Raw genomic sequence first — 22,687 nt, 5'->3', positions numbered from 1 at the left:
CTTCACCACCGCTGCTTCGGCGCACCGCCGTCGCGGCGTTCCGGCGACGACCGAACCCCGGGTCGTGCCAACCCTCGAAGGGACCACCTTGAAGCTGAGCGAGCTGCTGGCCGGACAGAACCACCACATCCTCCAGGGCGACCCGGAAAAGACGCGCATCACCGCCGGAACGGCTTTCGACGTGGACCGGGTGGCGCCGGGATCGCTCTTCGTCGCGGTGCCGGGGCACCTTGAGGGCGGCCCCGGCGCGGTGGCCCCCGCCCTCGCCCGGGGCGCGGCGGCGGTTCTCGTGGAGGACGGCTGCGTACTGCCCGCGACGGTGGGGGACGCCTGCGTCGTACAGGTGCCGGACGCCCGGACCGCGGCAGCCGTCACCGCCTCCCGCTACCACGGCGAGCCGGGGCGACGGATGGACATGGTGGCGATCACCGGCACCAACGGGAAGACCTCCGTCTCGTACATGGTCGAGTCGGTGCTGCGGATCTCCGAGGGGGCCAGGGCCGGGGTCATCGGCACGGCGGGAAGCCGCATCGGCGACGAGCTGATCCCGATGCCCCGGTCGGTCCTCACCACTCCGGAATCACCCGATCTGCAGTACCTGCTGGGGTGCATGCGTGACCGTGGGGTCGGCACCGTGGTGCTGGAGGCCACGTCGATGGGCCTGCTGACGCACCGCGTCGACCGCACGTTCGTGGATGTGGGCGTGTTCACCAATCTGAGCCAGGACCACCTGGACGACCACGGCACGATGGACAACTACAGGGATGCCAAACTCCGGCTCTTCCAGGGGCTGTGCGAGCACGCGGTCGTCAACGCGGACGACCCGGTGGGGGCAGGTATCGCGACGATGATGCCGGGCGCGGTGACCACCTACGCACTCGACACCGAGGCCGACTACCGGGCCACCGATCTGGTCGTCGACGCGTCGGGGACCCGCTTCACGCTGCATCACGACGGCCGCAAGTACCCGGCCGCGATCCCCGCACCCGGCAGGTTCTCCGTCTCCAACGCGCTCGCCACGGTGGCGGCCTGCCACACCCTGGGGCACGACCTCGCCGGGCTCGTGTCCGCCCTCGAACGGATGCCGCAGATCCCGGGCCGGTTCGAATGCGTCACGACCGCCGAGGGCACCTCGGTGATCGTGGACTACGCCCACTCCCCGGACTCGCTGAACAAGGTGCTCGGCACGATCCGCGGCTTCGCGCCGGCCAGGGTCATCACCGTCTTCGGCTGCGGCGGGGACAGGGACACCACCAAGCGCGCCGAGATGGGCACGATCGCCGGAACGTACTCCGACCTGTGCGTCCTCACCTCGGACAACCCGCGCAACGAGGACCCCGAGATCATCCTGGACCAGGTCGTCCCCGGCATCGAGTCAACCGGCACCCCCTACGAACGCCTCGCGGACCGCCGCCGGGCCATCGGCCTCGCCCTCTCGGAGGCCGGACCCGAGGACATCGTCCTCATCGCAGGCAAGGGCAGCGAGCCCTACCAGATCGTCGGTGACGCGCTACTGCCCTTCAGCGACATGGCCACCGTGAGGGAACTCGCCGACATCCCGGCCGTACGGACCCAGCCCGCTCTGCGGTAACCGGGGCGGAGCCGTGCTTCAGGCCGTCCGGTGCCCCGCCTCCCACGGCGGGGGTCACTCCGGCCACGGCGACTCAAGAACGGTGCGAACGAAGTCCCCGCGCTCGAAGCCGGGGACGTAGTGCTGAAGGACGTCGGCCTTGACGTTGCCGAAGGTCGTCTCCGGCTTCGGGCTGATCCCTTCGGTGAACGCTCCCAGGATCCGCCGCTTGAAGTCCGGCCGTGGATGGAGCGCGACGATCGCGGCGCGGTCGGTGTCGGAGATGTCCTCGTAACCGATGCCGAGGACGTCGTACTCCACACCGGCTGTCACCAGTGCAACCTCGGGCTCCATGAAGGCCGGGATGCCCGGAGTGGTGTGCAGGGCGATGGCGGTCCACACCCGTCGCACGCTGTCCTCGGGAACCTCGTGCGACTGAAGGAAGCGGCGGGCCTCGTCGGCGCTGTCCACCTCGAAGCGCCGGCCGCTGGAGTGGAAGCGCTCACCCAGCCCCAGGTCGTGGAACATCGCGCCGATGTAGAGCAGTTCGGGATCGAAGGAGAGATCGCTTCGGCGCCCCTGCAACGCACCGAAGAGGAAGACCCGGTGCGAGTGGTGGTAGACGAGTTCGCCGGTCGTGTCGCGCACGAGCTCGGTCGCCTCGGCCGCGAGCTTCGTATCCGGCACGTGTACGCCGGCTGCCGGGGACGGGCCGGTTGCCATGGGTGTCACCGGGCTTCCTGTGCGACGAGGCTGGAGGGGCGCCTCCAGGATCGGCTCTCCGGGGCACGGCACGGGGCCGACAGGCCGTTGATCGCCCGACTGACCCACATCGAGGCGTTGTCATTGGCATGGACCTGCCTCTCGAACTGGACTACAGTCCGTAGCGGCACTTCTGAGAGCGCTCTCAGACGGCTCTCGGATGCTTCCTGTTCCACCCCCACGTAGCTGGAACAACAGAAGGGGCACTCCCTTGAGACATACGACGATGGTGCGGACCGGTCTCTCCGCACTGCTCATCATCGGCACCTGGGCGACCGCCGGTCTGACCCAGGCCTCCGCGGCGGACTCCGGCTCCTCCGCCGAACCCCAGGCGTCGGCCGGAATCATCACGGCCATGCAGCGCGATCTCGGGCTGACGAAAAGTCAGGCAGAGGCACGGCTCACCTCGGAGAAGGCCGCAACGGCTCTGCAGGGAACGGCGCGGAAGGCGGCCGGGACGTCGTTCGGCGGCTCGTGGTACGACGCGAGCAGCGGTCGGCTGACGGTCGCCGTCACCGACAGTGGTAAGGCCGCCGCCGTACGGGCTGCCGGCGCCGAGGTCAGGGTGGTCGAACACACGGCGCGCGAACTCGACGCGGCCAAGAGCCGGCTGGACGCACTGTCCGCACCCAGCGGCGTCAGCAGCTGGCACGTCGACCCCCGGGCGAACAGCGTCGTGGTCGACGTCGTCGCCTCCGAGCAGGGTGACAACGATGTCCGGGCGTTCGTCGCCAAGGCCCGCGAGGCAGGGCCTGTCACGGTCGAGCAGACCGCCGAGGCCCCGCAGACGTTCGCTGCGGGAACGGTGGGCGGCGACCCGTACTACACCGGCAACGTCCGCTGTTCCATAGGCTTCTCGGTGCAGGGCGGCTTCGTCACGGCGGGCCACTGCGGCCAGGCGGGCGGAGCGGTCAGGGGCTGGGACGGCTCGGCCATCGGCTCGTTCCAGGGCTCGTCCTTCCCCGACAACGACTACGCCTGGGTGAACGTGGGCAGCGGCTGGTGGACCGTTCCCGTGGTCCTGGGCTGGGGCACCGTGTCCGACCAGCTGGTCCGTGGCTCCAACGAGGCCCCGATCGGAGCCTCGGTCTGCCGCTCCGGCTCCACCACCCACTGGCACTGCGGCAATGTCCTGGCCAAGAACGAGACCGTGAACTACAGCCAGGGCGCCGTCCACCAGATGACCAAGACCAGCGTGTGCGCCGAGGGAGGCGACTCGGGCGGTTCGTTCATCAGCGGCGACCAGGCGCAGGGCGTCACGTCGGGCGGCTGGGGCAACTGCAGCAGCGGCGGTGAGACCTGGTACCAGCCCATCAACGAGATCCTCAACCGCTACGGGCTGACCCTCCACACGGCCTGACGGCGGCCCCGCCGGGACCCGGCGGGAACGCGACCGGTCTGCTGCGGCAACTGGGTAGCCCCTACCGCGGCAGACCTCCGCCCTTCCCCTCTCCGGCCGTCCGTATGCGCCTGACGGCCCCATGCGGGTGAACCGCGGCGCAGGAACGCCACCTGCCTGACCTGTGGGTGTTGCCTGGCAGCGGAAGCGTTTCCCGATCCTGGAGAGTCACGTGAAGCTGCGCCCCACCCTGGCCGCCCTCGCGGCCGCGGCCGTCGTCCTCGTCACCGCTCCTGCAGGGCAGGTGGCCGCCCATGAACCCGCCTCGTCACCAGGCGTCGGCGCGGTCCTCCGGGAGACCCGTGCGGAGGCTCAGGTCGACACCTTCTTCCTGGCCTACCGTCAGGCCGTCCTCGGACAGGGGGACCGGACGCCCCACGAGGTGCGCGCCCGCTACCTCGCTCCCGAGCTGGACTCGCGGCTGGACGCCTGGGCGGCTCAGCACGGCGCGGATCCCGTCTTCCGCGCACAGAACGTGCCGGCGGACTGGTCGTTGCGCTACGAGGGCAGTGGCGCGGGCCACGCCACCGTGGTGGTGACCGAGAAGTGGGGAAGCGGCGCGACCCAGGACGTCTGGTTCGCCGTCCGGCTGGCCGACCTCGTCATCGGCGACCTCAAGGATCCGCCGGCCTGATCACCGGAAGCGCGACCCGGGGCTTCACGGGCGGCACGGTCGAGGAGGTCCTCGGGACCGGCCCGGTGCGTGCCGCCTCCCCGTGCGGCGAACTCGCCTTTCCCCTACATGAGTTGGGGGAGCCGGTGCAGCCACGCACCGCATACGGCGGGAGTGCGCCGTCCTCCGCGCCGGATCCGGCAGGAATGCCGGGGCGCTGCCCCGCCCCGGCACAGCCCCCGAAGGTTCGGCCCCGACGGCTCGGCCTCTGTGCGCCGCGCCTGCTTTCAACTGCCGCCGCACCGCGCACCGTTCACGAACTCTTGACATGTTCTCAGCCACGGCGTAACACTGGCACCGCCCCGGGAGAGCGCTCTCCCGAAGGTTCCGCACGACGCACCATCCAGCTCCACTCTCCCCACACCGCGCACCCGATGTGCGCGGACGCAGAGCGGCATGGAGGTCCGCATGGCTGAAAGAATCAGCAGAACCACCCTGGTGTCCGCCCTTGTCGTCGCCACCGCACTGGCCCTGGTCGTCATGGGGCTCACCTCGATCACCCGCGCCGGTGTCCCGGCGGCGGGGGCGGTCCCGAAGACGGGCGGTGACCCGGCCTCGGCGTCACAGGTGATGCAGGGGACGGCACAGCACGCGCAGGGTCACGTCATGGCGGCCGCCGATCCCGTCCCTTCGGGTGATGATCCCGACGGCGACGGATACATCCCGGCCGACCCGCCGGTCACCGGGGTGGAGCCGTCCACCGAGATTCCGCCTCACCGGTACTTCCACGAGTTCCAGGCGAACTGCTCGGTCAACCACACCGGATCGGTGGACCCGATCGTCTACCCCGGCCAGACCGGCAAGTCCCACAACCACACGTTCATGGGCAACGACACCACGGACGAGAACAGCACCACGGCTTCGTTGGGTGTGGGCGGCACGGCCTGCAAGGCGCCCGGTGATCTGTCCGCGTACTGGATGCCGACCCTCTACAACGGGGACCAGGAGGTGCGCCCGGTCGGTCCGCAGACCATCTACTACAAGGCTGGTGTCACCGACTACCGGACCGTCCGGCCGTTCCCCAAGGGGCTGCGCTTCGTCGTCGGCAGCCCGATGCAGACCGCCGAGCAGTTCCGTGACCACCCGGGCATGGTCGAGGGGTACGAGTGCGGCGAGAGCTACCACAACTACGAGTTCCCGGCCACCTGCCCCACCAGCCGTGACACTCAGCTCAATCTCCGCATGCAGGCGCCCAGTTGCTGGGACGGCAAGAACCTGGACACCCCGGACCACCAGGCCCACATGGCCTATCCGGTCGTGACGGGTGCCAACCAGGACGTCTGCCCGGCCAGTCACCCGGTCGCCCTGCCGATGATCGAGTTCAAGATGGCCTGGCCGGTCAACGGCGACATGTCGCAGGTGAGACTGGCCAGCGGCACGGGCCACTCCTTCCACTACGACTTCTTCAACGCCTGGGACGACGCCACGCTGGACGCCCTGGTCGACCACTGCATCGTGGGCGCGCTCCAGTGCGACGCCCGGGGTTACGACGAGACCAACCCCGGTGAGGGTGCCGCCCTGGACGAGAACTACGAACTGCCCTGACCACCCCGTCTCTCCCTCATGGGCGCACCGCGCCCATGAGGGAGAGCGCTCTCCCACCAGTCCCCCCACGAGGAGCTAACCCCCATGCAACTGTCACGTCCCACCCCCTCGGCCCGCGGCCGCAGACGGATGACGGCACGTCTCGCCGTCGCCGCGCTCGTCGCCGCGGGCGCGGCCACCCTGCCCGTACCCGCCGCCCAGGCGGCCGGCAGCGTGGTGAAGGTCGAGGGATCGCAGGGCGCCTGGAAGCTGACCGTCGACGGGTCGCCGTACACCGTGAAGGGCCTGACCTGGGGCCCGGCCGTCGCCGACGCCGGGCAGTACATGCCGGACGTCAAGTCGATGGGCGTCAACACCATCCGGACCTGGGGCACCGACGCCACGACGAAACCTCTGCTGGACAGCGCGGCCGACAACGGCATCAAGGTCGTCGCCGGCTTCTGGCTCCAGCCCGGTGGTGGTCCCGGCAGCGGCGGGTGCGTCGACTACCTGACGGACACCGACTACAAGAACAACATGCTGGCCGAGTTCCCCAAGTGGGTGGAGGCCTACAAGGACCACCCGGGTGTCCTCATGTGGAACGTGGGCAACGAGTCCGTGCTCGGTCTGCAGAACTGCTACAGCGGTGACGCCCTCGAGCAGCAGCGCGACGCGTACACGACGTTCGTCAACGACATCACCAAGAAGATCCACGCCGTCGACGCCAACCACCCGGTCACCTCGACCGACGCGTGGACCGGGGCATGGCCGTACTACAAGAAGAACGCGCCGGACCTCGACCTGTACGCGGTGAACTCCTACGGCGCCGTCTGCGACATACGCAAGACCTGGGAGGAGGGGGGCTTCGACAAGCCGTACATCGTGACGGAGGGCGGCCCCGCGGGCGAGTGGGAGGTTCCCGACGACGCCAACGGTGTACCGGACGAGCCGACCGATGTCGCGAAGGCGGAGGGGTACACCAAGGCCTGGCAGTGCATCACGGACCACACGGGAGTGGCGCTCGGCGCGACGCTGTTCCACTACGGCACCGAGTACGACTTCGGCGGCGTCTGGTTCAACCTGCTCCCGGCGGGCCAGAAGCGTCTCTCGTACTACGCGGTGAAGGAGGCGTACGGGGCCGACACCTCGGGTGACAACACGCCGCCCGTGATCACCGACATGACGGTGGACAACTCCTCGGCCGTCCAGGCCGGCAAGCCGTTCACGGTCAAGGCCTCGATCTCCGACCCCGACGGCGACACGCTCACTCACCAGGTGCTGTTCGGCAGCAAGTACGTGGACGACAACGGCTCGCTCAGCGACGCGCAGTTCACGGACAAGGGCAACGGCACCTTCGAGGTCGCCGCTCCCGACCGCCTCGGCGTGTGGAAGGTCTACATCAAGAGCTCCGACGGCAAGGGCAACGTCGGTATCGAGACGAAGTCCTTCAAGGTCGTCCCGCCGGAGGTCGGCGGGACGAACGTGGCGGCGGGCAGGCCGGCGACGGCGTCCACCTTCCAGCCGGACAGCACCGGCTGCCCCTGCCCCGCGGGCAACGCCGTCGACGGGTCCTTCGACACCCGCTGGGCCAGCGACTGGGCCGACCAGCAGTGGATCCAGGTGGACCTCGGGGAGAAGACCGCGTTCGACCATGTGCAGCTCGCCTGGGAGGCCGCGTACGCCAAGGGCTACACCGTGCAGACCTCGGACAACGGGCAGGACTGGACCACCGTCCACACCGTCACGGACGGCAACGGCGGTATCGACGACGTCGACGTCGCGGGCGAAGCGCGCTACGTACGGGTGAACACCACCGTGCGCGGCACCCCCTGGGGCTACTCGCTCTACGAACTCGGCGTCTACCGGAGCTGACCGCCCGCTGAACTCGTCGCACCGTCCAACTCCCCGCCGTCGGTGCGGCCGGGAAGTCCGCGGCGGACCACGGAACCCCGTGGTCCGCCGCGGACTTGCTTCGTGTGTGAGGGGCTACGCCGGTGATGGACCCTCCGGACCCTCCTCGCCCGAACTCAGCTCCTCGGCCCGCAGGGCCAGATCCTGCAGCACATCGGCGGAGGTCACGTCCTCCTGGCCCGTGTCGTGGATCTGGGCGAGCGCGATGAAGGCCAGTGTGAACGCTCCGACGAGCTGCTCGACGGCACCACCGACCTCGCGCCCCACCAGAGCGGCCATCTCCTCGACGGTGGCGTCGGAGGGGATGGCGATGTGCGGCATGGTCTCGTTGAGGAGGGTCGTCACCATGTTCTCGCCCGCGTCCGGGTCGCCGCCGGCGTCCTCCTCGGCATGGCGCTGCATCTCGCCCGCTTCCGTGAGGATGCCGATCACTCGCTTGAGGACTTCGCTCTGCTCCATACGGCGAGCATAAGCGCCGGACCTCCCCCGTCGGATCGCACTCCGGTGGTGTGCCGAACGGCGGATACTCCGGGACACCGGCAGGTGGGGCTGCCGGGCCGGGGGTCCAGGGCCTCCCGTCCGGATCCGGCGGGATCCGTACGGAAGGCCCCCCGGCCGTCGCGCCGAAGCGCTTGTCGATCAGGGCGTACGCGGGGGCGGCACGTGCTAAGCGGAATCCCTGACGACCAGCACCGGCTCGAAGATCACCGACGTCGCCGGGCTGTCCGGCGCGGCCAGCCGGTCCAGCAGCAGACCGGCCATCTCCGCCGCCATGTCCTCCACCGGCTGCCGCACCGTCGTGAGCGGCGGACGGCAGGCCGAGGCGGCGCTGCTGTCGTCGAAGCCGATCACGGCGACATCCTGGGGCACCCGCCTGCCGTGCTCCCGCAGCACATGGCACGCACCCGTCGCCATCAGGTCGTTACCCGCGAACACCCCGTCCAGAGCGGGGTGTTCGGCCAGCAGCCGCTCCATCGCGGCCTCGCCGCTCTCCTGGGTGAACTGGCCCTCGGCGACCGGGACATCGACGTGCCCCTGCCGCGCCATCGCGTCCTGGAAGCCCGCGAGTCTCTCCTGCCCCGCGGATACGTTCAGAGGCCCGCTGATGGTGGCGATCCGGCGGCAGCCGCGCGCCAGCAGATGTTCCGCTGCCAGTCCGGCCCCGTCCCGGTGGGCGAGGTCGACGTAACTGATCCGTACCGGCCGGGCGGGGCGCGCGTACAGCACGGCGGGCAGCCCGGCATCCGTGAGCAGGGCGGGCAGCGGGTCCTGCGCGTGGGTCGACACGATCAGCGCGCCGTCGGCGCTGCCCTGCCGCAGATACCCCACCACCTCGTCCCGGGCCCGCGACGTCTCGGCGAACATCAGCACGGGGTGCATCCCGCGTGGCCGCAGATAGTTGACAACCCCTGTGACCACGCGGCCGAAGAACGGGTCGGCGAAGACCTGCGCGGTGAAGGACCCCTCCCCGGCGGGGCCTTCGCCGTCCGGATCGGCCCCCGCACCCGAAACCACCAGCGCGATGGCGTCCGTGCGCCGGGTGACCAGGGAGCGGGCCGCGCGGTTGGGTGTGTAGCCAGTGGCGGAGACGGCCTGCCGCACAGCCTCCTGGATCGCCGGGTCGACGTTGCGCACGCCGTTGATGACCCTCGAGACCGTCGCACGCGAGACACCGGCCGCCCGTGCCACGTCCTCCAGGGTGGGCGGCGCGCCGGTTGGTCGCAGGGCATCCGTCATGAGGGCCTTTATAGCACCAGGAAGCGGGCGGGATAGAGCGCTCTCCCATGTAGCCGGGCGGGTGGAACGACAGGCGTCGGCCCCTGCCCGCCGGGGTGGTGCGCCGGGGCGCATGGGTGGCGAGCACTGACTGTTCACTTGTCACCACCCTTTGTATTCCAATAAGTTGGCCGCTTGCGACGTGTCCTACTGCAGTGGGGGAGCCTGATCATGGCCGCGAACGGACGGCACCGCAGATACCAGCCCAGCCGGATCAATCGTGCCTCGCTCACGGTGACGGCGGGAGGCGCGGGTATCGCGCTCCCGCTCCTCACGGCTGCCTCGGCAGGAGCTGCCTCGGCCGATGTGTGGGAGAAGGTCGCCGCCTGCGAGTCGACCGGCAACTGGCACATCAACACGGGCAACGGCTACTACGGGGGCCTGCAGTTCACCCGGTCGACCTGGGCCGCCTACGGGGGCACCGCGTATGCCGCGCGTGCCGACCTGGCGACCAAGGACCAGCAGATGGCCGTCGCCGAGAAGGTGCTCGGCGGACAGGGACCGGGAGCCTGGCCCACGTGTTCCGTACGGGCCGGCCTGGAGCGGGGCGGCGACGCACCCGGCATCGTCCCGCAGTCGAAGCGCCAGGTGGCCGTCGAGGCCACCGGGCAGGACAAGGCACAGGAGTCCGGCTCCTCGAAGACGGCAGTCCGTGACGCCGGGTCGGCGAAGGCCTCTCCCACCGCCGTGCCCGGTCAGCGCGAGTCGTACACCGTCGCGCGCGGTGACTCCCTCTCCGGCATCGCGTCCGGCGAACGGGTCCAGGGCGGCTGGCAGCGGCTGTACGCGGCCAACCGCACCGTGGTGGGCGCGGACCCCGACCTCATCCTCCCGGGGCAGCGGCTGACCCTCGACGTCGCCGGGGCACCTGCGACCACCCCGAAGGAGAAGACGGCCCCGAAGGAGAGGACGACTCCGCAGAGGACGACGCCGAAGGAGAAGACGGCTCCGAAGCAGGACACGGCTCCCAAGGCCACGGAGAAGGCCAGGCCCACCACTCCGAAACCGGCGGCGAAACCCGCCGCCGAGAAGAAGGCGTCCAAACCGCGGTCCGGCCTCACCGCCCCCGTGTCCGCCCGCACCGGAACGCCGTACCACCAGGCCGGGTCATGGTCCAGCGGCTACCACACAGGGGTCGACTTCCCGGTATCCACCGGCACCTCCGTCAAGGCCGTGGCGTCGGGGAAGGTCGTCTCGGCAGGCTGGGCGGGCGCGTACGGCTACGAGATCGTCATCCGGCACGGCGACGGCAAGTACAGCCAGTACGCCCACCTCTCATCGCTCCATGTGCGCGCGGGCCAGCAGGTCGGCAGCGGCCAGCGGATCGCGCGCTCGGGGACCACCGGCAACAGCACAGGCCCGCACCTGCACTTCGAGATCCGCACCGGCCCCGGCTACGGATCCGACATCGACCCGCTGGCCTACCTCAGGGCGGGCGGCGTCAGCGTCTGAACCCGGCTCTCTAAGTCACCCCGGCGAGCAGGCCGCCGGCCACCGAACTGCACGCGCCCGCCGCCGTGGTCCAACGGAAGCGTCAGCGGCAGGGAAAGCGCCGTGGGCGCCGGAAAGGGGTCCGGCAGCACCGCCGCCCCCTGCGGGGTCACGGGCTTCGCAGGCTCGGGCAGCACCACTGTATGAGGCATGCCAGGGTCCTCGGCCGGGCCGTCGACGGGCCCTTCGGGCGTACGCTCTCCGGATTCCGCCCGGTCCGCCGTGCGCCGCTCCGCTCCCACCCGCTCCGTGGTCAGCAGCACCAGACCGGCCGCCGCCAGCGCACCGCAGCCCAGGGCGAGGAGGGTGCCCGCCATGCCGTAACGGAACTGTTCCCCGAACAGGGTGAGGCCCACCGCCGCCGCCACGACCGGGTTGACCACCGTGACCGTCGCGAGCGGCGCCGTCAGCCCGGCTCCCCGGTAGGCGGCCTGGGAGAGCAGCAGCCCCGTGGCCGCCAGCGCCGCGATCCCCAGAAGGGTCGGCAGCCCGGAGGTCACCGAGCCGGAGGTCCACTCCACCGCCACGGTCTTGGTGAACACCGACGCCATGCCGAAGGCGACACCGGCACCGGTGGCCAGCGCCACGCTGTGCAGCATCGGCCGGTGCAGCCCCTTGGCGAGGACCAGGAGGGCCACCACGGCACCGAAGGTCCCGGTCGCGAGCATCAGCTGCTCCGGCCCGGCCAGCGTGTGGGATCCGGCGCTCCCCGTGAGAGCCAGCAGCCCGGCCAGGCCGACCGTGGCCATCAGTGCGCCGCGCCAGGCCGTCCGCCCCGCCCTGCGGCGGACGAAGACCGCCGCCATCGGCAGCGCGAAGACGATCGTCAGGGCCCCGAGGGGCTGTACGAGGCTGAGCGGCCCGTACGCCAGCGCCACCACGTGCAGCACCGCGCCCACACCGTTCAGCGCCACCGCCACCCACCAGGTGCCGTTGCGCAGCGGTGCGTACGGGCGGCTGTCACCGGCCGCTGCCACGCGCTCCTGCACGATCGCGCCGGACGCGTAGGCGACCGCGGAGACCAGTGACAGCAGCACAGAAAGCGCGAGGGAACTCATGTACACCACGATGTCCCGTCGGAGCCGCCGCGTCGTCGTCCCTGAGGCGGCGATTCGGCGTACTGCTCCAGTAGTACGTCCATCCCTCCAGGGTCCTCCTCCCGACGGTAGTCCTCCTTGCCCGAGGGCTCAGAAGTTCGCCGGGGAGGTGACGCCACGCCGCTGTCCCAGCGCGCAGGGTGGCCGGGAAGCGGGTCGGTTCAGGTGCTGAGCATGAACTCGGCGCGGATGCGTTTGCCGACCGGCACGCGCTCCGCGGTGAGCCGGTCGCAGAGCGCGACCACGATCTCCATGCCGTGACCGCCGAGGCGGGCCGGGTCGGGGGAGTAGAGCACCGGGAGCGCCGTGCTGCTGTCGTAGACCGTGACGCTGATGCGCCGCGCGTCGCCCTCCAGCTCCAGCAGGTACGGGCCGTGGCTGTAGCGGTCCGCGTTGGTGATGAGTTCGCTGACCGCCAGCATCAGATCGCTGCGCGTGTGCTCACCGAGGACCGCGAGCCACTCCGCCGCGAGCCGCGCCAGAAAACGGTCGGCCAGCGCGCGGGCCTGCGCGATGCATCCGGGCTCGCCGTCGAACACCTCGGCGGTGAGCAGAACCTCAGTGGACGTCGTCCCCTGGAAGGGGTCGTCCGGCCGTGAGGTGACCTGTTCGTTCATGTGCTCCAGCCAGGGGCGCCGCAGGGGAGGTCGTCGACCTCTTCTCGCCGTTCGTCTACCCGCGTCGAGAGATCCCACTCCAGGAGATCCCTGCAGATCTTACGCACGCGGAGGCAGCCGGACCACGCTCACGAAGAAGTCGTCGATCTGCCGTACCGCCCCGATGAACTGCTCCAGGTCGACCGGCTTGGTGACGTAGGCGTTGGCGTGGAGTTTGTAGCTGCGCAGGATGTCCTCCTCGGCCGAGGACGTGGTGAGGACCACCACCGGGATCAGTGCCAGTTCGGGGTCGGTCTTGATCCGCTCGAGCACCTGCCGGCCGTCGTACTTCGGCAGATTCAGGTCCAGGAGGATCAGGTCCGGGCGCGTCGCGTCGGTGTGCTCACCCTGGCGGTAGAGGAAGTCCAGCGCCTCCTGTCCGTCGCGGACCACATGGAGGGTGTTGCGGATCTTGTTGTCCTCGAACGCCTCACGGGTCATCAGCTCGTCGCCGGGATCGTCCTCGACGAGCAGGACCTCGATCGGCGTGACGGCGTCGTTCACAGGAGGTCTCCCGACCGGGGGGTGAGCGGGGCGGGGGCGAGGAGCTCCGCCGTGGTGTGCGTGGGTGCCTCAGGCAGGACGGGCAGGGTGAAGTGGATCAGTGTGCCCTGTGCGGGCTCCGGGTCCAGCCAGATCCGGCCACCGTGGAACTCGATGATCTTGCGGCAGAGGGAGAGCCCGATTCCGGTGCCCTCGTACTCGTCGCGGGCGTGCAGGCGCTGGAAGATGACGAACACCTTGTCCGCGAACTCCGGCGCGATCCCGATGCCGTTGTCGGCGACCGTCATGTGCCAGTCGTCGCCCTCCCGGACACACCCGACGGTGATCCGGCACGGCACGTCGTGCCGCCGGAACTTGACCGCGTTCCCGACAAGGTTCTGCCACACCATGGTGAGCGACGTCGAGTCGCCGAGCAGCTCCGGCAGCGGGTCCTCGCGCACGACGACGGCACCGGACTCCTCGACGGCCAGGGTGAGATTGGACAGGGCCCGGTCCAGGGACGTGTCGAGGTCCACGGGTTTCCAGCTCTGCTGCACCCGTCCCACCCGGGAGAAGGTCAGCAGGTCGTTGATGAGCACCTGCATCCGCTTGGCGCCGTCGACCGCGAAGTCGATGTACTGCCGGCCGCGTTCGTCCAGCTCCGAGTTGTACCGCTTGTCCAGCAGCTGGCAGAAGGAGGCTACCTTCCGCAGCGGCTCCTGGAGGTCGTGCGAGGCCACGTAGGCGAACTGTTCCAGTTCGGAGTTGGACCGGCGCAGCTCGGTGGTCTGCTCGGCCAGCAGCGTCTCCCGCTCCTGGGACTCGGCCAGCTCGACGGCCAGACGCCGGCGCATGTCCTCGGCCGCCGCGGCGACCGCCCTGACGTCCGAGGGGCCGCGGACCTCGATCCTGCTGGCGAAGGCGCCCGCCCGTACCTTGTACGACGCCGCGGTCAGCTCGGCCAGCGGCCGGCCCACCATGCGGTGCAGCAGCAGACTCAGCGACACGACGGCCAGCACGAAACCGATCACCAGGGCGATGAGCACACGGTCGCGGGTCGTGCGCGCGTCGTCCAGCTCGGCGCGGGCCGTGTCACGGGCGTCGTCCAGGTGTTTCTGCTGGGCTGCGTAGAGACCGCGCAAGTCGTCGAACTGCGCCTTGCTCCGCAGGATCGGTGCCGAGGACTCACCGGCGGGCCCGCCCCTCCGTACCGTCGCGATCAGCGGCTCCGCCCGCAGGGTCCGCCACTGCTGGGAGGCCCTCTCGAGCCGGTTCAGGTCCTCGGCGTACGGCTGCCCGTCCCCCATGAGGGAGCGCACCCGGGCCAGCCGCTCCCGCTCGGCCCGCATGCCCTTCTCGTAGGGGTCGAGGAACGAGGTGTCACCGGTGAGCGCGAATCCGCGCACGCCGGTCTCCTGGTCGAGGAGCGAGTTCTGCAGCTGGAACGAAACGGATCGGGCGGGCTGGACGCGGTCCACGAGCTCGGTGGTCCGGTCGGAGATCCGGGAGAGGACGACCCCGCCCACGACCAGGCATCCGCAGACCACCAGCACGAAGCAGGCCAGGATCAGGTGGACCCAGTTCTGTACCGACAGCCGCGCTATCGGGCCGGTCGTTCCGGCCGCTGGTTCCTCCGGGCTCATGCGTCCGCCTTCCAGCCCAGGTGCAGGACGGCGACGTCGTCGGCCAGCCCGCCGTACGGAGAGGCGCTCTCGGTGGCCTCGGCGACCAGCGCGTCGACGAATGCGCGGGGTTCGAGCGAGCCGTACCTTCCGGCCATGGCCAGCAGCCCGTCCTCGCCCAGCCGGGACTTGGGCCCCGTACGACCCTCGAAGAGACCGTCGGTGAACAGGACGAGCTCGCTGTCGGGGGAGAGCTCCAGCTCCGTGATGGCCCAGCGGCCGGCACCGGGCAGCAGCCCGAGGGCCATGCCCGGGTCGGGCTCCATCCAGGAGACCTCCGTGCCGCGCCGCATCAGCAGCCCGGGATGTCCGGCCCGCGCGACGAGAACCCTGTCCCGGCCCGGCGGGAAGACGAGTGTGGTCACGGTGGCGAAAACATGGGGATCCGACCGCTCGGCGACGAGTATGCCTTCCAGCAGACCGATCTTCTCGAGCTGCGTGACGCCGGTCAGTACGGCGGTGCGCCACGCGACCCGCAGACAGACACCCAGGGCGGCCTCCGCGGCGCCATGCCCCGACACATCGCCGATCACCGCGTGCACCGCGCCGTCGGCGGTCTGGACCACGTCGTAGAAGTCGCCGCTCAGCAGCCCGTGGGCGCGCCCGGCCTCGTAGCTCGCGGCCACCTGGAAGCTGTCGTCCAGCAGCAGCGGGATCGGCAGCAGCGCGCGCTCCAGACGGGCGTTCTCCTGGGCGATCAGACGGTTGGTGCGCATCGCGGAAGCCGACCGCTCGGCGTGCTTGCGCTGGAGGGCGTAGCGGATCGCACGGCCCAGCATCTCGGGTTCGATCCGGCCCTTGACGAGGTAGTCCTGGGCGCCCTGCGCGACCGCGGACAGTCCGGTCTCCGACTCGTCAAGACCCGTCAGCACGATGACGGCCGCGTCAGGTGCGGACCCGACGAGCTGGCGGACGGCGTCGAGGCCGTTCACGTCGGGCAGGTGCAGATCCAGCAGGACGCAGACGGATGTGCCGCAGTCCAGCAGGAACCGCCGCGCCTCGGCCAGCGTCTTGCACCATGTGAGCGGGGCGTCCAGCTCGCTGTCGGTGAGCATCTCCTCGACCAGGAGAGCGTCTCCGGAGTCGTCCTCGACCAGGAGCAGGACCGCGTCGACGTCCCAGACCGACGTGTCGGTGGCGATCGGCCCCTTCTGCTGTTCCGGAATTCCGCTGAGCCGCTGCACACGCGCAGAGGTGTCCAACGGTGACTCGGTCACGCTCCACCCCCTCAGACGGACGGCACGGGGGAACCCACGGCCGTATCGGCGTGAAGCATATGTGACGGAGGCCCGGCACTCGGCCGGGCCTCCGTCATTTTGTGCGTACGCCGTGGATCAGGCCTCGACGCTCATGCCCGTGCGCAGGCGCTGGACGATCCTGCTGAGCAGACGCGACACATGCATCTGGGAGACGCCCAGCTCCGTGCCGATCTGCGCCTGTGTCATCTCCTGTCCGAAGCGCATGCGGACGATCTTCCGCTCGCGGTCGTCCAGCTGCCGCAGCAGCGGGGCCAGGGTGTGCAGATTCTCGACGCTCTCCATCCCCGGGTCGTCGTCACCCAGCAGATCGGCGTAGGCGCGCTGGTCGCTGCCCGACTCGCTGTCGGCGTTCGGGGTGTCCAGCGAACCCGCCGAGTAGCCGTTGGCGGCGACGAGACCCTCGATGATCTCCTCCTCGGGGAGATCGAGATGTGCGGCGAGCTCCGCGACCGTCGGGTCGCGGTCGAGCTGCGCCGACAGCTGCTCCTTGGCCTTGGCCAGCTCGACCCGCAGCTCCTGCAGTCGTCGCGGCACATGCACGGACCAGGTCGTGTCGCGGAAGAACCGCTTGATCTCACCGACGATGTACGGCACCGCGAAGGTGGCGAACTCGACCTCGCGGGACAGGTCGAACCGGTCGATCGCCTTGATCAGGCCGATCGTCCCCACCTGGATGATGTCCTCGGTGTCGTCACCGCCCCGGTTACGGAACCGCGAGGCGGCGAAGCGCACCAGCGAGAGATTCATCTCGATCAGGGTGTTGCGCGCGTACTGGTATTCGTGGGTCCCCTCATCGAGGACCTGGAGCCGGTCGAAGAAGAGCTTCGACATGGCCCGGGCATCCTGCGGGGCCACCTTGCCGGCGTCCTCGATCCACGGGAGCGGGGGTACGGCCGCGTCGGAAAGCGCACCCGTCTCGTCGCATCGCGTCGCCGCGGTGCCGATCGCTTCGGTGGTTCGCACTGACATGGCCGTCATGGTGTCGCCCTCCCTGGTGTCCGATGCAGTGACGGGCGCATGCCCCGCGATCCGGAAGTAATGCCACCGTGTACCGAAGATTTTCCCGGAAAGACGTGAACGAGCCGGATGGAGCCGCCAGATGTAACGATCCGTGATCAGGCGGGTGCTCTTCGGTCAGTCTTTCCGGCCGATGTGTGAGACAGGCCTCATTTCGGGCACCTGTGGTTCCGGAAGCTGAGGAGGCCTCATGAGCGACACCGGTACGGCGGGTGGACCCACCGTCACGACACGGATCCCGGCGCGGCTGGACCGGCTGCCCTGGTCGCGTTGGCACTGGATGATCGTGATCGGCCTGGGAACGGTCTGGATCCTCGACGGGCTCGAGGTGACGGTCGTCGGCAACATCGCCAGCCGGCTGTCCGAGGACGGCAGTGGACTGGCCATCACCGGCACCCAGGTCACGGGCATCGCCGCCGCGTTGTACGTGGCGGGCGCCTGCTCCGGTGCGCTGGTCTTCGGATGGCTCACCGACCGGTTCGGGCGCAAGAAACTCTTCCTGATCACCCTCGCCGTCTACCTGGCGGCCACCGCGCTCACGGCGATCTCCTTCTCGGCATGGTGGTTCTTCGTCTTCCGTTTTCTGACGGGCTTCGGGATCGGCGGGGAGTACGCGGCGATCAACTCGGCCATCGACGAGCTGATCCCCAGCAAGTACAGGGGCCGGGTCGACCTCATCATCAACGGCAGCTTCTGGCTCGGGGCCATGGCCGGCTCCCTGCTCTCCGTGCTCGCGCTGAACACCGACATCTTCCCCGCGGACGTCGGCTGGAGGCTCACCTTCGCGCTGGGCGTGGTCCTCGGGCTCGTCATCCTGCTGGTGCGCCGTCATGTCCCGGAGAGCCCGCGCTGGATGTTCATCCACGGGCGCGACGAGGAGGCGGAGCGGCTGGTCGAGGGGGTGGAGCAGGAAGTGGAGGAGGAGACCGGGAGGAGTCTGCCCCCGGCCGAACCCGCCATCACCGTGCGGCAGCGCAAGAGCATCGGATTCGGACTGATCGCCCGGACCGTCTTCCGCTCGTATCCCAAGCGCGCGGTCCTCGGCCTCGCGCTCTTCGTCGGCCAGGCGTTCCTCTACAACGCCATCACCTTCGGCTTCGGCTCGATCCTGGTGAAGTTCTTCGACATCTCCAGCGGCGCCACGGGGTACTACTTCGCCGTCATCGCCTTCTGCAACTTCCTGGGGCCCCTCTTCCTGGGCCGCCTCTTCGACACGGTGGGGCGCAAGCCGATGATCGCGGGGACGTACATCCTCTCGGGCCTGCTCCTGTTCGCGACCGCGTGGCTCTTCGGCGCCGGACTGCTGACGGCCGTCACCATGACCGGCTGCTGGTGTCTGGTCCTCTTCGTGGCCTCCGCCGGTGCCAGCTCCGCCTATCTGACGGTGAGCGAGATCTTCCCGATGGAGACCCGGGCGATGGCGATCGCGTTCTTCTACGCCGTGGGTACCGCGGCGGGAGGCATCACGGGACCGCTGGTCTTTGCGGACCTGACCGCGAGCGGTGTGGTCGGCGACACCGTCCTGGCCTTCTGCATCGGAGCCGCCCTCATGGTGGCCGCGGGCCTGGTCGCGTCCTTCTTCGCGGTGGCGGCCGAGCAGAAGTCCCTCGAGTCCATCGCCACCCCGCTCTCCGCCGAAGCCGGGCAGGGCGCGGGACCGAACTGAGCAACGCCCGACTCATGGCAGACTTGACCGGGGCATTCCGCCCGTGCGCGCCTGCCCTCGCCGGCTCCCGGCCGGATCACTCCCCACCGAAGCCCGACGACGGCATGAGTGACGAGTGACAGAGGAACGGCAATGACGGTGACAGCTGAGGACAGCCAGGAGTTCGCTCCCGGTATCGACGAGTTCGGTCCCGGAATCGACCCGGGGCGGCTGGCCGTCTGCCTGAGCGTGCTCGACGAGCTGGACACCATCGAGGTCGACCACCCTGACGCCGTCGCCGTGCGCCGGGCCACCGCGGGTATCTACCGCACCGTGAAGCAGCGCCGCCGCCAGGAGCGCCGCGCCGCCAAGACCGCGCACGACAAGGCCGTCACCGAAGCCACGGCGACCGGTTCCGCCGAGCGCATCGACGACGAGACGCAGGGTGTCCTCCCGTCCTCCTCGGCCACCGCCGAGATCGCGGGCATACTCCAGCGCCCCAGGTCCTGCTACATCTGCAAGACCCGGTACGTCGAGGTGGACGCCTTCTACCACCAGCTCTGCCAGCGGTGCGCCACGGAGAACCGCAGCCGGCGCGACGCGCGCACCGACCTCACCGGCCGCCGGGCCCTGCTCACCGGAGGCCGCGCCAAGATCGGCATGTACATCGCGCTGCGGCTGCTGCGCGACGGCGCGCACACCACCATCACCACCCGCTTCCCCAACGACGCCATCCGCCGCTTCAAGGCGATGCCGGACAGCGACGAGTGGATCCACCGTCTGAAGATCGTCGGCATCGACCTGCGCGACCCCGCCCAGGTCGTCGCGCTCGCCGACTCTGTGGCCGCCGAGGGGCCGCTGGACATCCTGATCAACAACGCCGCGCAGACCGTCCGCCGGTCCCCGCAGGCCTACGGAGAGCTCCTCGCCGCCGAGTCGGGCCCGCTGCCCGCGGGCGAACTCCCCGCCGCCCAGGTGATCGGCACGTTCGGCAGCGGCACCGTCGACCGGGTCGCCGCACTGCCCGCCGCCCGCCGTGAGGGCCAGGGCCTGAGCGCGCAGGACGTCACGGATCTCGCTCTGGTGACGGGGTCCGCGTCGCCGGCACGCATCGCCGCGGGCACCGCGATCGACGCCGGCGGTCTGGTCCCCGACCTGCACGACACGAACAGCTGGATCCAGACCGTCGAGGAGGTCGAGCCGATCGAGCTCCTCGAGGTCCAGCTCTGCAACTCCACGGCGCCCTTCATCCTGATCAGCCGGCTCCGCCCCGCGATGGCCAGGACCGAGGCGAAGCGCGCCTACGTGGTGAACGTCTCCGCGATGGAGGGCGTGTTCGGCCGCGGCTACAAGGGTGCGGGACACCCGCACACCAACATGGCCAAGGCCGCACTGAACATGCTGACGCGCACCAGCGCCCAGGAGATGTTCGAGAAGGACCACATCCTGATGACGGCCGTCGACACCGGCTGGATCACGGACGAGCGGCCGCACCCCGACAAGATCCGACTGGCGGAGGAGGGCTTCCACGCCCCTCTGGACCTCGTCGACGGAGCCGCCCGGGTCTACGACCCGATCGTGCGCGGCGAGGAGGGCGAGGAGCTGTACGGCTGCTTCCTGAAGGACTACGCCCCCGCGGGCTGGTGACCGCCTCCAGCCCGTCCGTACCTCCTGTCTCGCCCACACCTCCCGCCACCTGCGGTGACAGGTGACACAGCGGCCCCACGGACAGCGGGCCGCCGCCGTTCTGTTGGCTGAAAGTGACCCAGACCACACGTTCTGTCGAGCGGGACGGCGCTCATTTGGTTAGTCTGAGGTGAACGGACGCCACCGAGGGATCCACGAACCTTCCTCGGCCGTCCTGGGACAGGTCTGTAAGCAGCCCGCCGTCCCACCCCGTAACGGCGCCACCGCGACCGAACTGTTTCTGCCCCTGCCCCGCAGAGGGCGGTCGACACGGTTCTCACAGCCGCAGCGTCGCCACCGCCCGGGGTAACGCGACACAAAGGAGTCCGCGGTGACACCTGACATGACGAAGACCGAGACGCGCCCCGTCGAAGGGACCGGAGAGCGGGCCCGTCGGCCCGAGAAGCTCCGGAACATCGAGGTCTGGGCGAGGTCGGCACCGATCAGGCTGGCCGGCTACGAGGACGACCTGGCCGAGCCGCACATCCTGCCCGGCATCGACTGATCCGCGCCCGTACCTGTTCCAGCGGCGCCTCGGCTTCTGCCCCCGTCCACGGACGGGGGCAGAAGCGTGACCACCGGGCTCTCACCGGCGGCGGTCACCCCTTCCCGGGGCCGTGTCCGGCCGGAGCGGGACGGGCCTGGCGACCGGTCTCATGAAGTCACGTACATACGTCCGGTCCCACCAGCAGCCGGTGGCCCGCAGCTCCCGCAGGTCCGTGTACCGATAGTGGAAGACCCTGGCCCGGACGTGGGCCGGCGGGCCGTCCGGGAACGGGTTGTGGCCCAGCAGCCGCAGGGTGTCGCGGTCGCCCCGCAGCAGCCGCTCGACGAAGGGCCCGAACCAGGAACGGGCGTAGGCCGGGGAGAGCGCTGCGAACCACATCATCCAGTCCAGCCGCAGATGGTACGGAGCGAACTGGCGCGGCAGCCGGCGCGGATCGCCCGGCTTGCCCCGGAACCCGTACTCGAGCCAGTGGGTCCCCTCGTGGATCACTGCCTCGTCGGTCCCCTCGACCACCACCTCCAGCCGCATCCTGCTGATGCTCCCGAAGGCTCCGTAGGTGTTGACCAGATGGAGCGGATCGAAGGAGCGGTTCATCGCCTGCCGGCGGGAGAGCAGATTGCGCGCAGGACGGTAGCTGAGGACCAGGACGAGAGTGGTGACCGCGATGACCACCACCTCGTACCAGAGCGGGGAGGCCGGCTGTGCGGGCGGGCGACCGGCGATCAGTGACCAGTCGACCGCGGACAGGGCGAGGACGATCGTCAGCCAGTTCAGCCAGGCGAAGTTCCCCGACAGCACCAGCCACAGCTGGGTGACCACCATCAGCCCTGCCGCGACGCTCGCCACGGGCTGGGGGGTGAACAGCAGGAACGGCACCACGAGCTGGGTGACATGGTTGGCGGCGGTCTCCGCCCGGTGGACGGGCTTCGGGAGACGGTGGAAGAACCAGCTCAGCGGCCCGGGCATCGGCTGGGTCTCATGGTGGAAGTCCAGGCAGGTCAGCCGCCGCCAGCACTCGTCCCCACGGATCTTGATGAGGCCGGCGCCGAACTCCACCCGGAAGAGCAGCCAGCGAAGCAGCCAGAGCACCAGCACCGGAGCCGCCGTGGAGTCGTTGCCGAGGAACACGGCGAGGAATCCCGTCTCCAGCAGGAGCGACTCCCATCCGAAGCCGTACCAGACCTGGCCTACCTGGACGATCGACAGGTACAGCACCCACGGCACCGCCCACAGAGCCATCGCCGCTCCCAGCGGGACGTACGCGTCGAGGCCGGCCAGGAGCGCGAGCGACACCGCGGCCCCCGTCCAGGCGGCCAGCGCGAAGAAGCGGTCGGAGTAGTGCAGCCGGAACAGCCCCGGCGCGGCCCGCCACGAGGTGTGCCGCAGGAGGTCGGGCACGGGGAGCATGCCACGGGAGCCGATCAGCGCCCGGAACTGGAGCGCCGCGGCGACGAACGCGACCAGATAGACGACGGCGAGAGCCCGCTGGAAGATCAGCCTGCTCAGCCAGTAGCCATCTGCGGTGAACCACTCCATCGCCTCCAGTAT

General features: G+C 69.9%; 19 protein-coding genes. 9 read left to right on the top strand and 10 right to left on the bottom strand.

Annotated features, from left to right (window positions below; genetic code table 11):
- Positions 1–88 precede the first annotated feature (88 nt).
- Positions 89–1,591, top strand: coding sequence for a UDP-N-acetylmuramoyl-L-alanyl-D-glutamate--2,6-diaminopimelate ligase (locus ACIREO_RS07415; RefSeq protein WP_404106314.1), 1,503 nt, complete (start codon positions 89–91; stop codon positions 1,589–1,591).
- A gap of 54 nt (positions 1,592–1,645) precedes the next feature.
- Here ACIREO_RS07415 and ACIREO_RS07410 read toward each other — a convergent pair whose 3' ends face one another.
- Entirely contained in the window at positions 1,646–2,293 is a 648-nt protein-coding gene (locus tag ACIREO_RS07410; RefSeq protein ID WP_404106764.1) for an HD domain-containing protein, read from the bottom strand.
- Between the two features lie 265 nt (positions 2,294–2,558).
- Between ACIREO_RS07410 and ACIREO_RS07405 the strand changes: the two genes are divergently transcribed.
- From ACIREO_RS07405 to ACIREO_RS07390, 4 genes are all read left to right on the top strand, one after another.
- Complete coding sequence (locus tag ACIREO_RS07405) at positions 2,559–3,692, top strand: S1 family peptidase (RefSeq protein WP_404106762.1); 1,134 nt, start codon at positions 2,559–2,561, stop codon at positions 3,690–3,692.
- A gap of 211 nt (positions 3,693–3,903) precedes the next feature.
- A complete protein-coding gene (locus ACIREO_RS07400) occupies positions 3,904–4,365 on the top strand; it encodes a hypothetical protein (protein ID WP_404106312.1) in 462 nt (153 codons plus the stop codon).
- Positions 4,366–4,812: 447 nt separating this feature from the next.
- Positions 4,813–5,949: a DUF1996 domain-containing protein gene (locus ACIREO_RS07395; protein WP_404106311.1), complete on the top strand. Its 1,137-nt coding sequence runs from the start codon at positions 4,813–4,815 to the stop codon at positions 5,947–5,949.
- Positions 5,950–6,033: 84 nt separating this feature from the next.
- On the top strand, positions 6,034–7,800 hold the full coding sequence (locus ACIREO_RS07390) for a discoidin domain-containing protein (protein ID WP_404106309.1): 1,767 nt from the start codon (positions 6,034–6,036) through the stop codon (positions 7,798–7,800).
- Between the two features lie 114 nt (positions 7,801–7,914).
- On the opposite strand, the gene ACIREO_RS07385 is transcribed toward ACIREO_RS07390, so the two are convergent.
- Both ACIREO_RS07385 and ACIREO_RS07380 read right to left on the bottom strand, forming a co-directional pair.
- Positions 7,915–8,298 carry a hypothetical protein gene (locus ACIREO_RS07385; protein ID WP_404106308.1) on the bottom strand — a complete coding sequence of 128 codons (384 nt, stop codon included), beginning with the start codon at positions 8,296–8,298 and terminating at the stop codon, positions 7,915–7,917.
- 207 nt (positions 8,299–8,505) lie between these two features.
- A complete protein-coding gene (locus tag ACIREO_RS07380) occupies positions 8,506–9,576 on the bottom strand; it encodes a LacI family DNA-binding transcriptional regulator (RefSeq protein ID WP_404106307.1) in 1,071 nt (356 codons plus the stop codon).
- Between the two features lie 210 nt (positions 9,577–9,786).
- Between ACIREO_RS07380 and ACIREO_RS07375 the strand changes: the two genes are divergently transcribed.
- The gene (locus tag ACIREO_RS07375; RefSeq protein ID WP_404106306.1) at positions 9,787–11,067 is read left to right on the top strand and encodes a transglycosylase family protein; all 1,281 of its coding nucleotides are present in this window, start codon (positions 9,787–9,789) and stop codon (positions 11,065–11,067) included.
- Here the strand turns inward: ACIREO_RS07375 and ACIREO_RS07370 are convergent.
- From ACIREO_RS07370 to ACIREO_RS07345, 6 genes are all read right to left on the bottom strand, one after another.
- Positions 11,037–12,164 carry a DMT family transporter gene (locus ACIREO_RS07370; RefSeq protein ID WP_404106304.1) on the bottom strand — a complete coding sequence of 376 codons (1,128 nt, stop codon included), beginning with the start codon at positions 12,162–12,164 and terminating at the stop codon, positions 11,037–11,039. The two genes, ACIREO_RS07375 and ACIREO_RS07370, sit on opposite strands and share 31 nt — an antisense overlap.
- A 200-nt stretch (positions 12,165–12,364) precedes the next feature.
- The gene (locus ACIREO_RS07365) at positions 12,365–12,820 is read right to left on the bottom strand and encodes an ATP-binding protein (RefSeq protein ID WP_404106303.1); all 456 of its coding nucleotides are present in this window, start codon (positions 12,818–12,820) and stop codon (positions 12,365–12,367) included.
- 99 nt (positions 12,821–12,919) lie between these two features.
- Complete coding sequence (locus ACIREO_RS07360) at positions 12,920–13,363, bottom strand: response regulator (RefSeq protein WP_404106301.1); 444 nt, start codon at positions 13,361–13,363, stop codon at positions 12,920–12,922.
- Complete coding sequence (locus ACIREO_RS07355) at positions 13,360–14,985, bottom strand: ATP-binding protein (protein WP_404106299.1); 1,626 nt, start codon at positions 14,983–14,985, stop codon at positions 13,360–13,362. The genes ACIREO_RS07360 and ACIREO_RS07355 overlap by 4 nt, the downstream gene beginning before the upstream one ends.
- Positions 14,982–16,241, bottom strand: coding sequence for a PP2C family protein-serine/threonine phosphatase (locus ACIREO_RS07350; protein ID WP_404106298.1), 1,260 nt, complete (start codon positions 16,239–16,241; stop codon positions 14,982–14,984). The genes ACIREO_RS07355 and ACIREO_RS07350 overlap by 4 nt, the downstream gene beginning before the upstream one ends.
- Positions 16,242–16,358: 117 nt before the next feature.
- On the bottom strand, positions 16,359–17,261 hold the full coding sequence (locus tag ACIREO_RS07345) for an RNA polymerase sigma factor SigF (RefSeq protein WP_404106297.1): 903 nt from the start codon (positions 17,259–17,261) through the stop codon (positions 16,359–16,361).
- Positions 17,262–17,490: 229 nt separating this feature from the next.
- Between ACIREO_RS07345 and ACIREO_RS07340 the strand changes: the two genes are divergently transcribed.
- The 3 genes from ACIREO_RS07340 to ACIREO_RS07330 all read left to right on the top strand — a co-directional run bounded on the left by ACIREO_RS07340 (position 17,491) and on the right by ACIREO_RS07330 (position 21,136).
- Entirely contained in the window at positions 17,491–18,966 is a 1,476-nt protein-coding gene (locus tag ACIREO_RS07340; RefSeq protein WP_404106295.1) for an MFS transporter, read from the top strand.
- A gap of 132 nt (positions 18,967–19,098) precedes the next feature.
- Positions 19,099–20,592 (top strand): SDR family NAD(P)-dependent oxidoreductase, encoded by a 1,494-nt coding sequence (locus tag ACIREO_RS07335; RefSeq protein ID WP_404106294.1) that lies wholly within the window; start codon positions 19,099–19,101, stop codon positions 20,590–20,592.
- A 370-nt stretch (positions 20,593–20,962) separates the two neighbouring features.
- Complete coding sequence (locus ACIREO_RS07330; protein ID WP_404106787.1) at positions 20,963–21,136, top strand: hypothetical protein; 174 nt, start codon at positions 20,963–20,965, stop codon at positions 21,134–21,136.
- Between the two features lie 81 nt (positions 21,137–21,217).
- Here the strand turns inward: ACIREO_RS07330 and ACIREO_RS07325 are convergent, their stop codons facing one another.
- Positions 21,218–22,675 carry a lipase maturation factor family protein gene (locus ACIREO_RS07325; RefSeq protein ID WP_404106293.1) on the bottom strand — a complete coding sequence of 486 codons (1,458 nt, stop codon included), beginning with the start codon at positions 22,673–22,675 and terminating at the stop codon, positions 21,218–21,220.
- Between the last annotated feature and the right edge of the window lie 12 nt (positions 22,676–22,687).

This window comes from Streptomyces sp. NPDC102441 (assembly GCF_044765585.1).
GTDB lineage: Bacteria > Actinomycetota > Actinomycetes > Streptomycetales > Streptomycetaceae > Streptomyces.
This window is presented reverse-complemented; position numbering and strand designations above follow the sequence as displayed.

Coding starts and splice junctions, on each gene's coding strand:
- ACIREO_RS07385 (WP_404106308.1), bottom strand. CDS start 8,298: ATGGAGCAGAGCGAAGTCCTCAAGCGAGTGATCGGCATCCTCACGGAA.
- ACIREO_RS07335 (WP_404106294.1), top strand. CDS start 19,099: ATGACGGTGACAGCTGAGGACAGCCAGGAGTTCGCTCCCGGTATCGAC.
- ACIREO_RS07340 (WP_404106295.1), top strand. CDS start 17,491: ATGAGCGACACCGGTACGGCGGGTGGACCCACCGTCACGACACGGATC.
- ACIREO_RS07405 (WP_404106762.1), top strand. CDS start 2,559: ATGGTGCGGACCGGTCTCTCCGCACTGCTCATCATCGGCACCTGGGCG.
- ACIREO_RS07365 (WP_404106303.1), bottom strand. CDS start 12,820: ATGAACGAACAGGTCACCTCACGGCCGGACGACCCCTTCCAGGGGACG.
- ACIREO_RS07410 (WP_404106764.1), bottom strand. CDS start 2,293: ATGGCAACCGGCCCGTCCCCGGCAGCCGGCGTACACGTGCCGGATACG.
- ACIREO_RS07370 (WP_404106304.1), bottom strand. CDS start 12,164: ATGAGTTCCCTCGCGCTTTCTGTGCTGCTGTCACTGGTCTCCGCGGTC.
- ACIREO_RS07375 (WP_404106306.1), top strand. CDS start 9,787: ATGGCCGCGAACGGACGGCACCGCAGATACCAGCCCAGCCGGATCAAT.
- ACIREO_RS07325 (WP_404106293.1), bottom strand. CDS start 22,675: ATGGAGTGGTTCACCGCAGATGGCTACTGGCTGAGCAGGCTGATCTTC.
- ACIREO_RS07390 (WP_404106309.1), top strand. CDS start 6,034: ATGCAACTGTCACGTCCCACCCCCTCGGCCCGCGGCCGCAGACGGATG.
- ACIREO_RS07345 (WP_404106297.1), bottom strand. CDS start 17,261: ATGACGGCCATGTCAGTGCGAACCACCGAAGCGATCGGCACCGCGGCG.
- ACIREO_RS07355 (WP_404106299.1), bottom strand. CDS start 14,985: ATGAGCCCGGAGGAACCAGCGGCCGGAACGACCGGCCCGATAGCGCGG.
- ACIREO_RS07395 (WP_404106311.1), top strand. CDS start 4,813: ATGGCTGAAAGAATCAGCAGAACCACCCTGGTGTCCGCCCTTGTCGTC.
- ACIREO_RS07380 (WP_404106307.1), bottom strand. CDS start 9,576: ATGACGGATGCCCTGCGACCAACCGGCGCGCCGCCCACCCTGGAGGAC.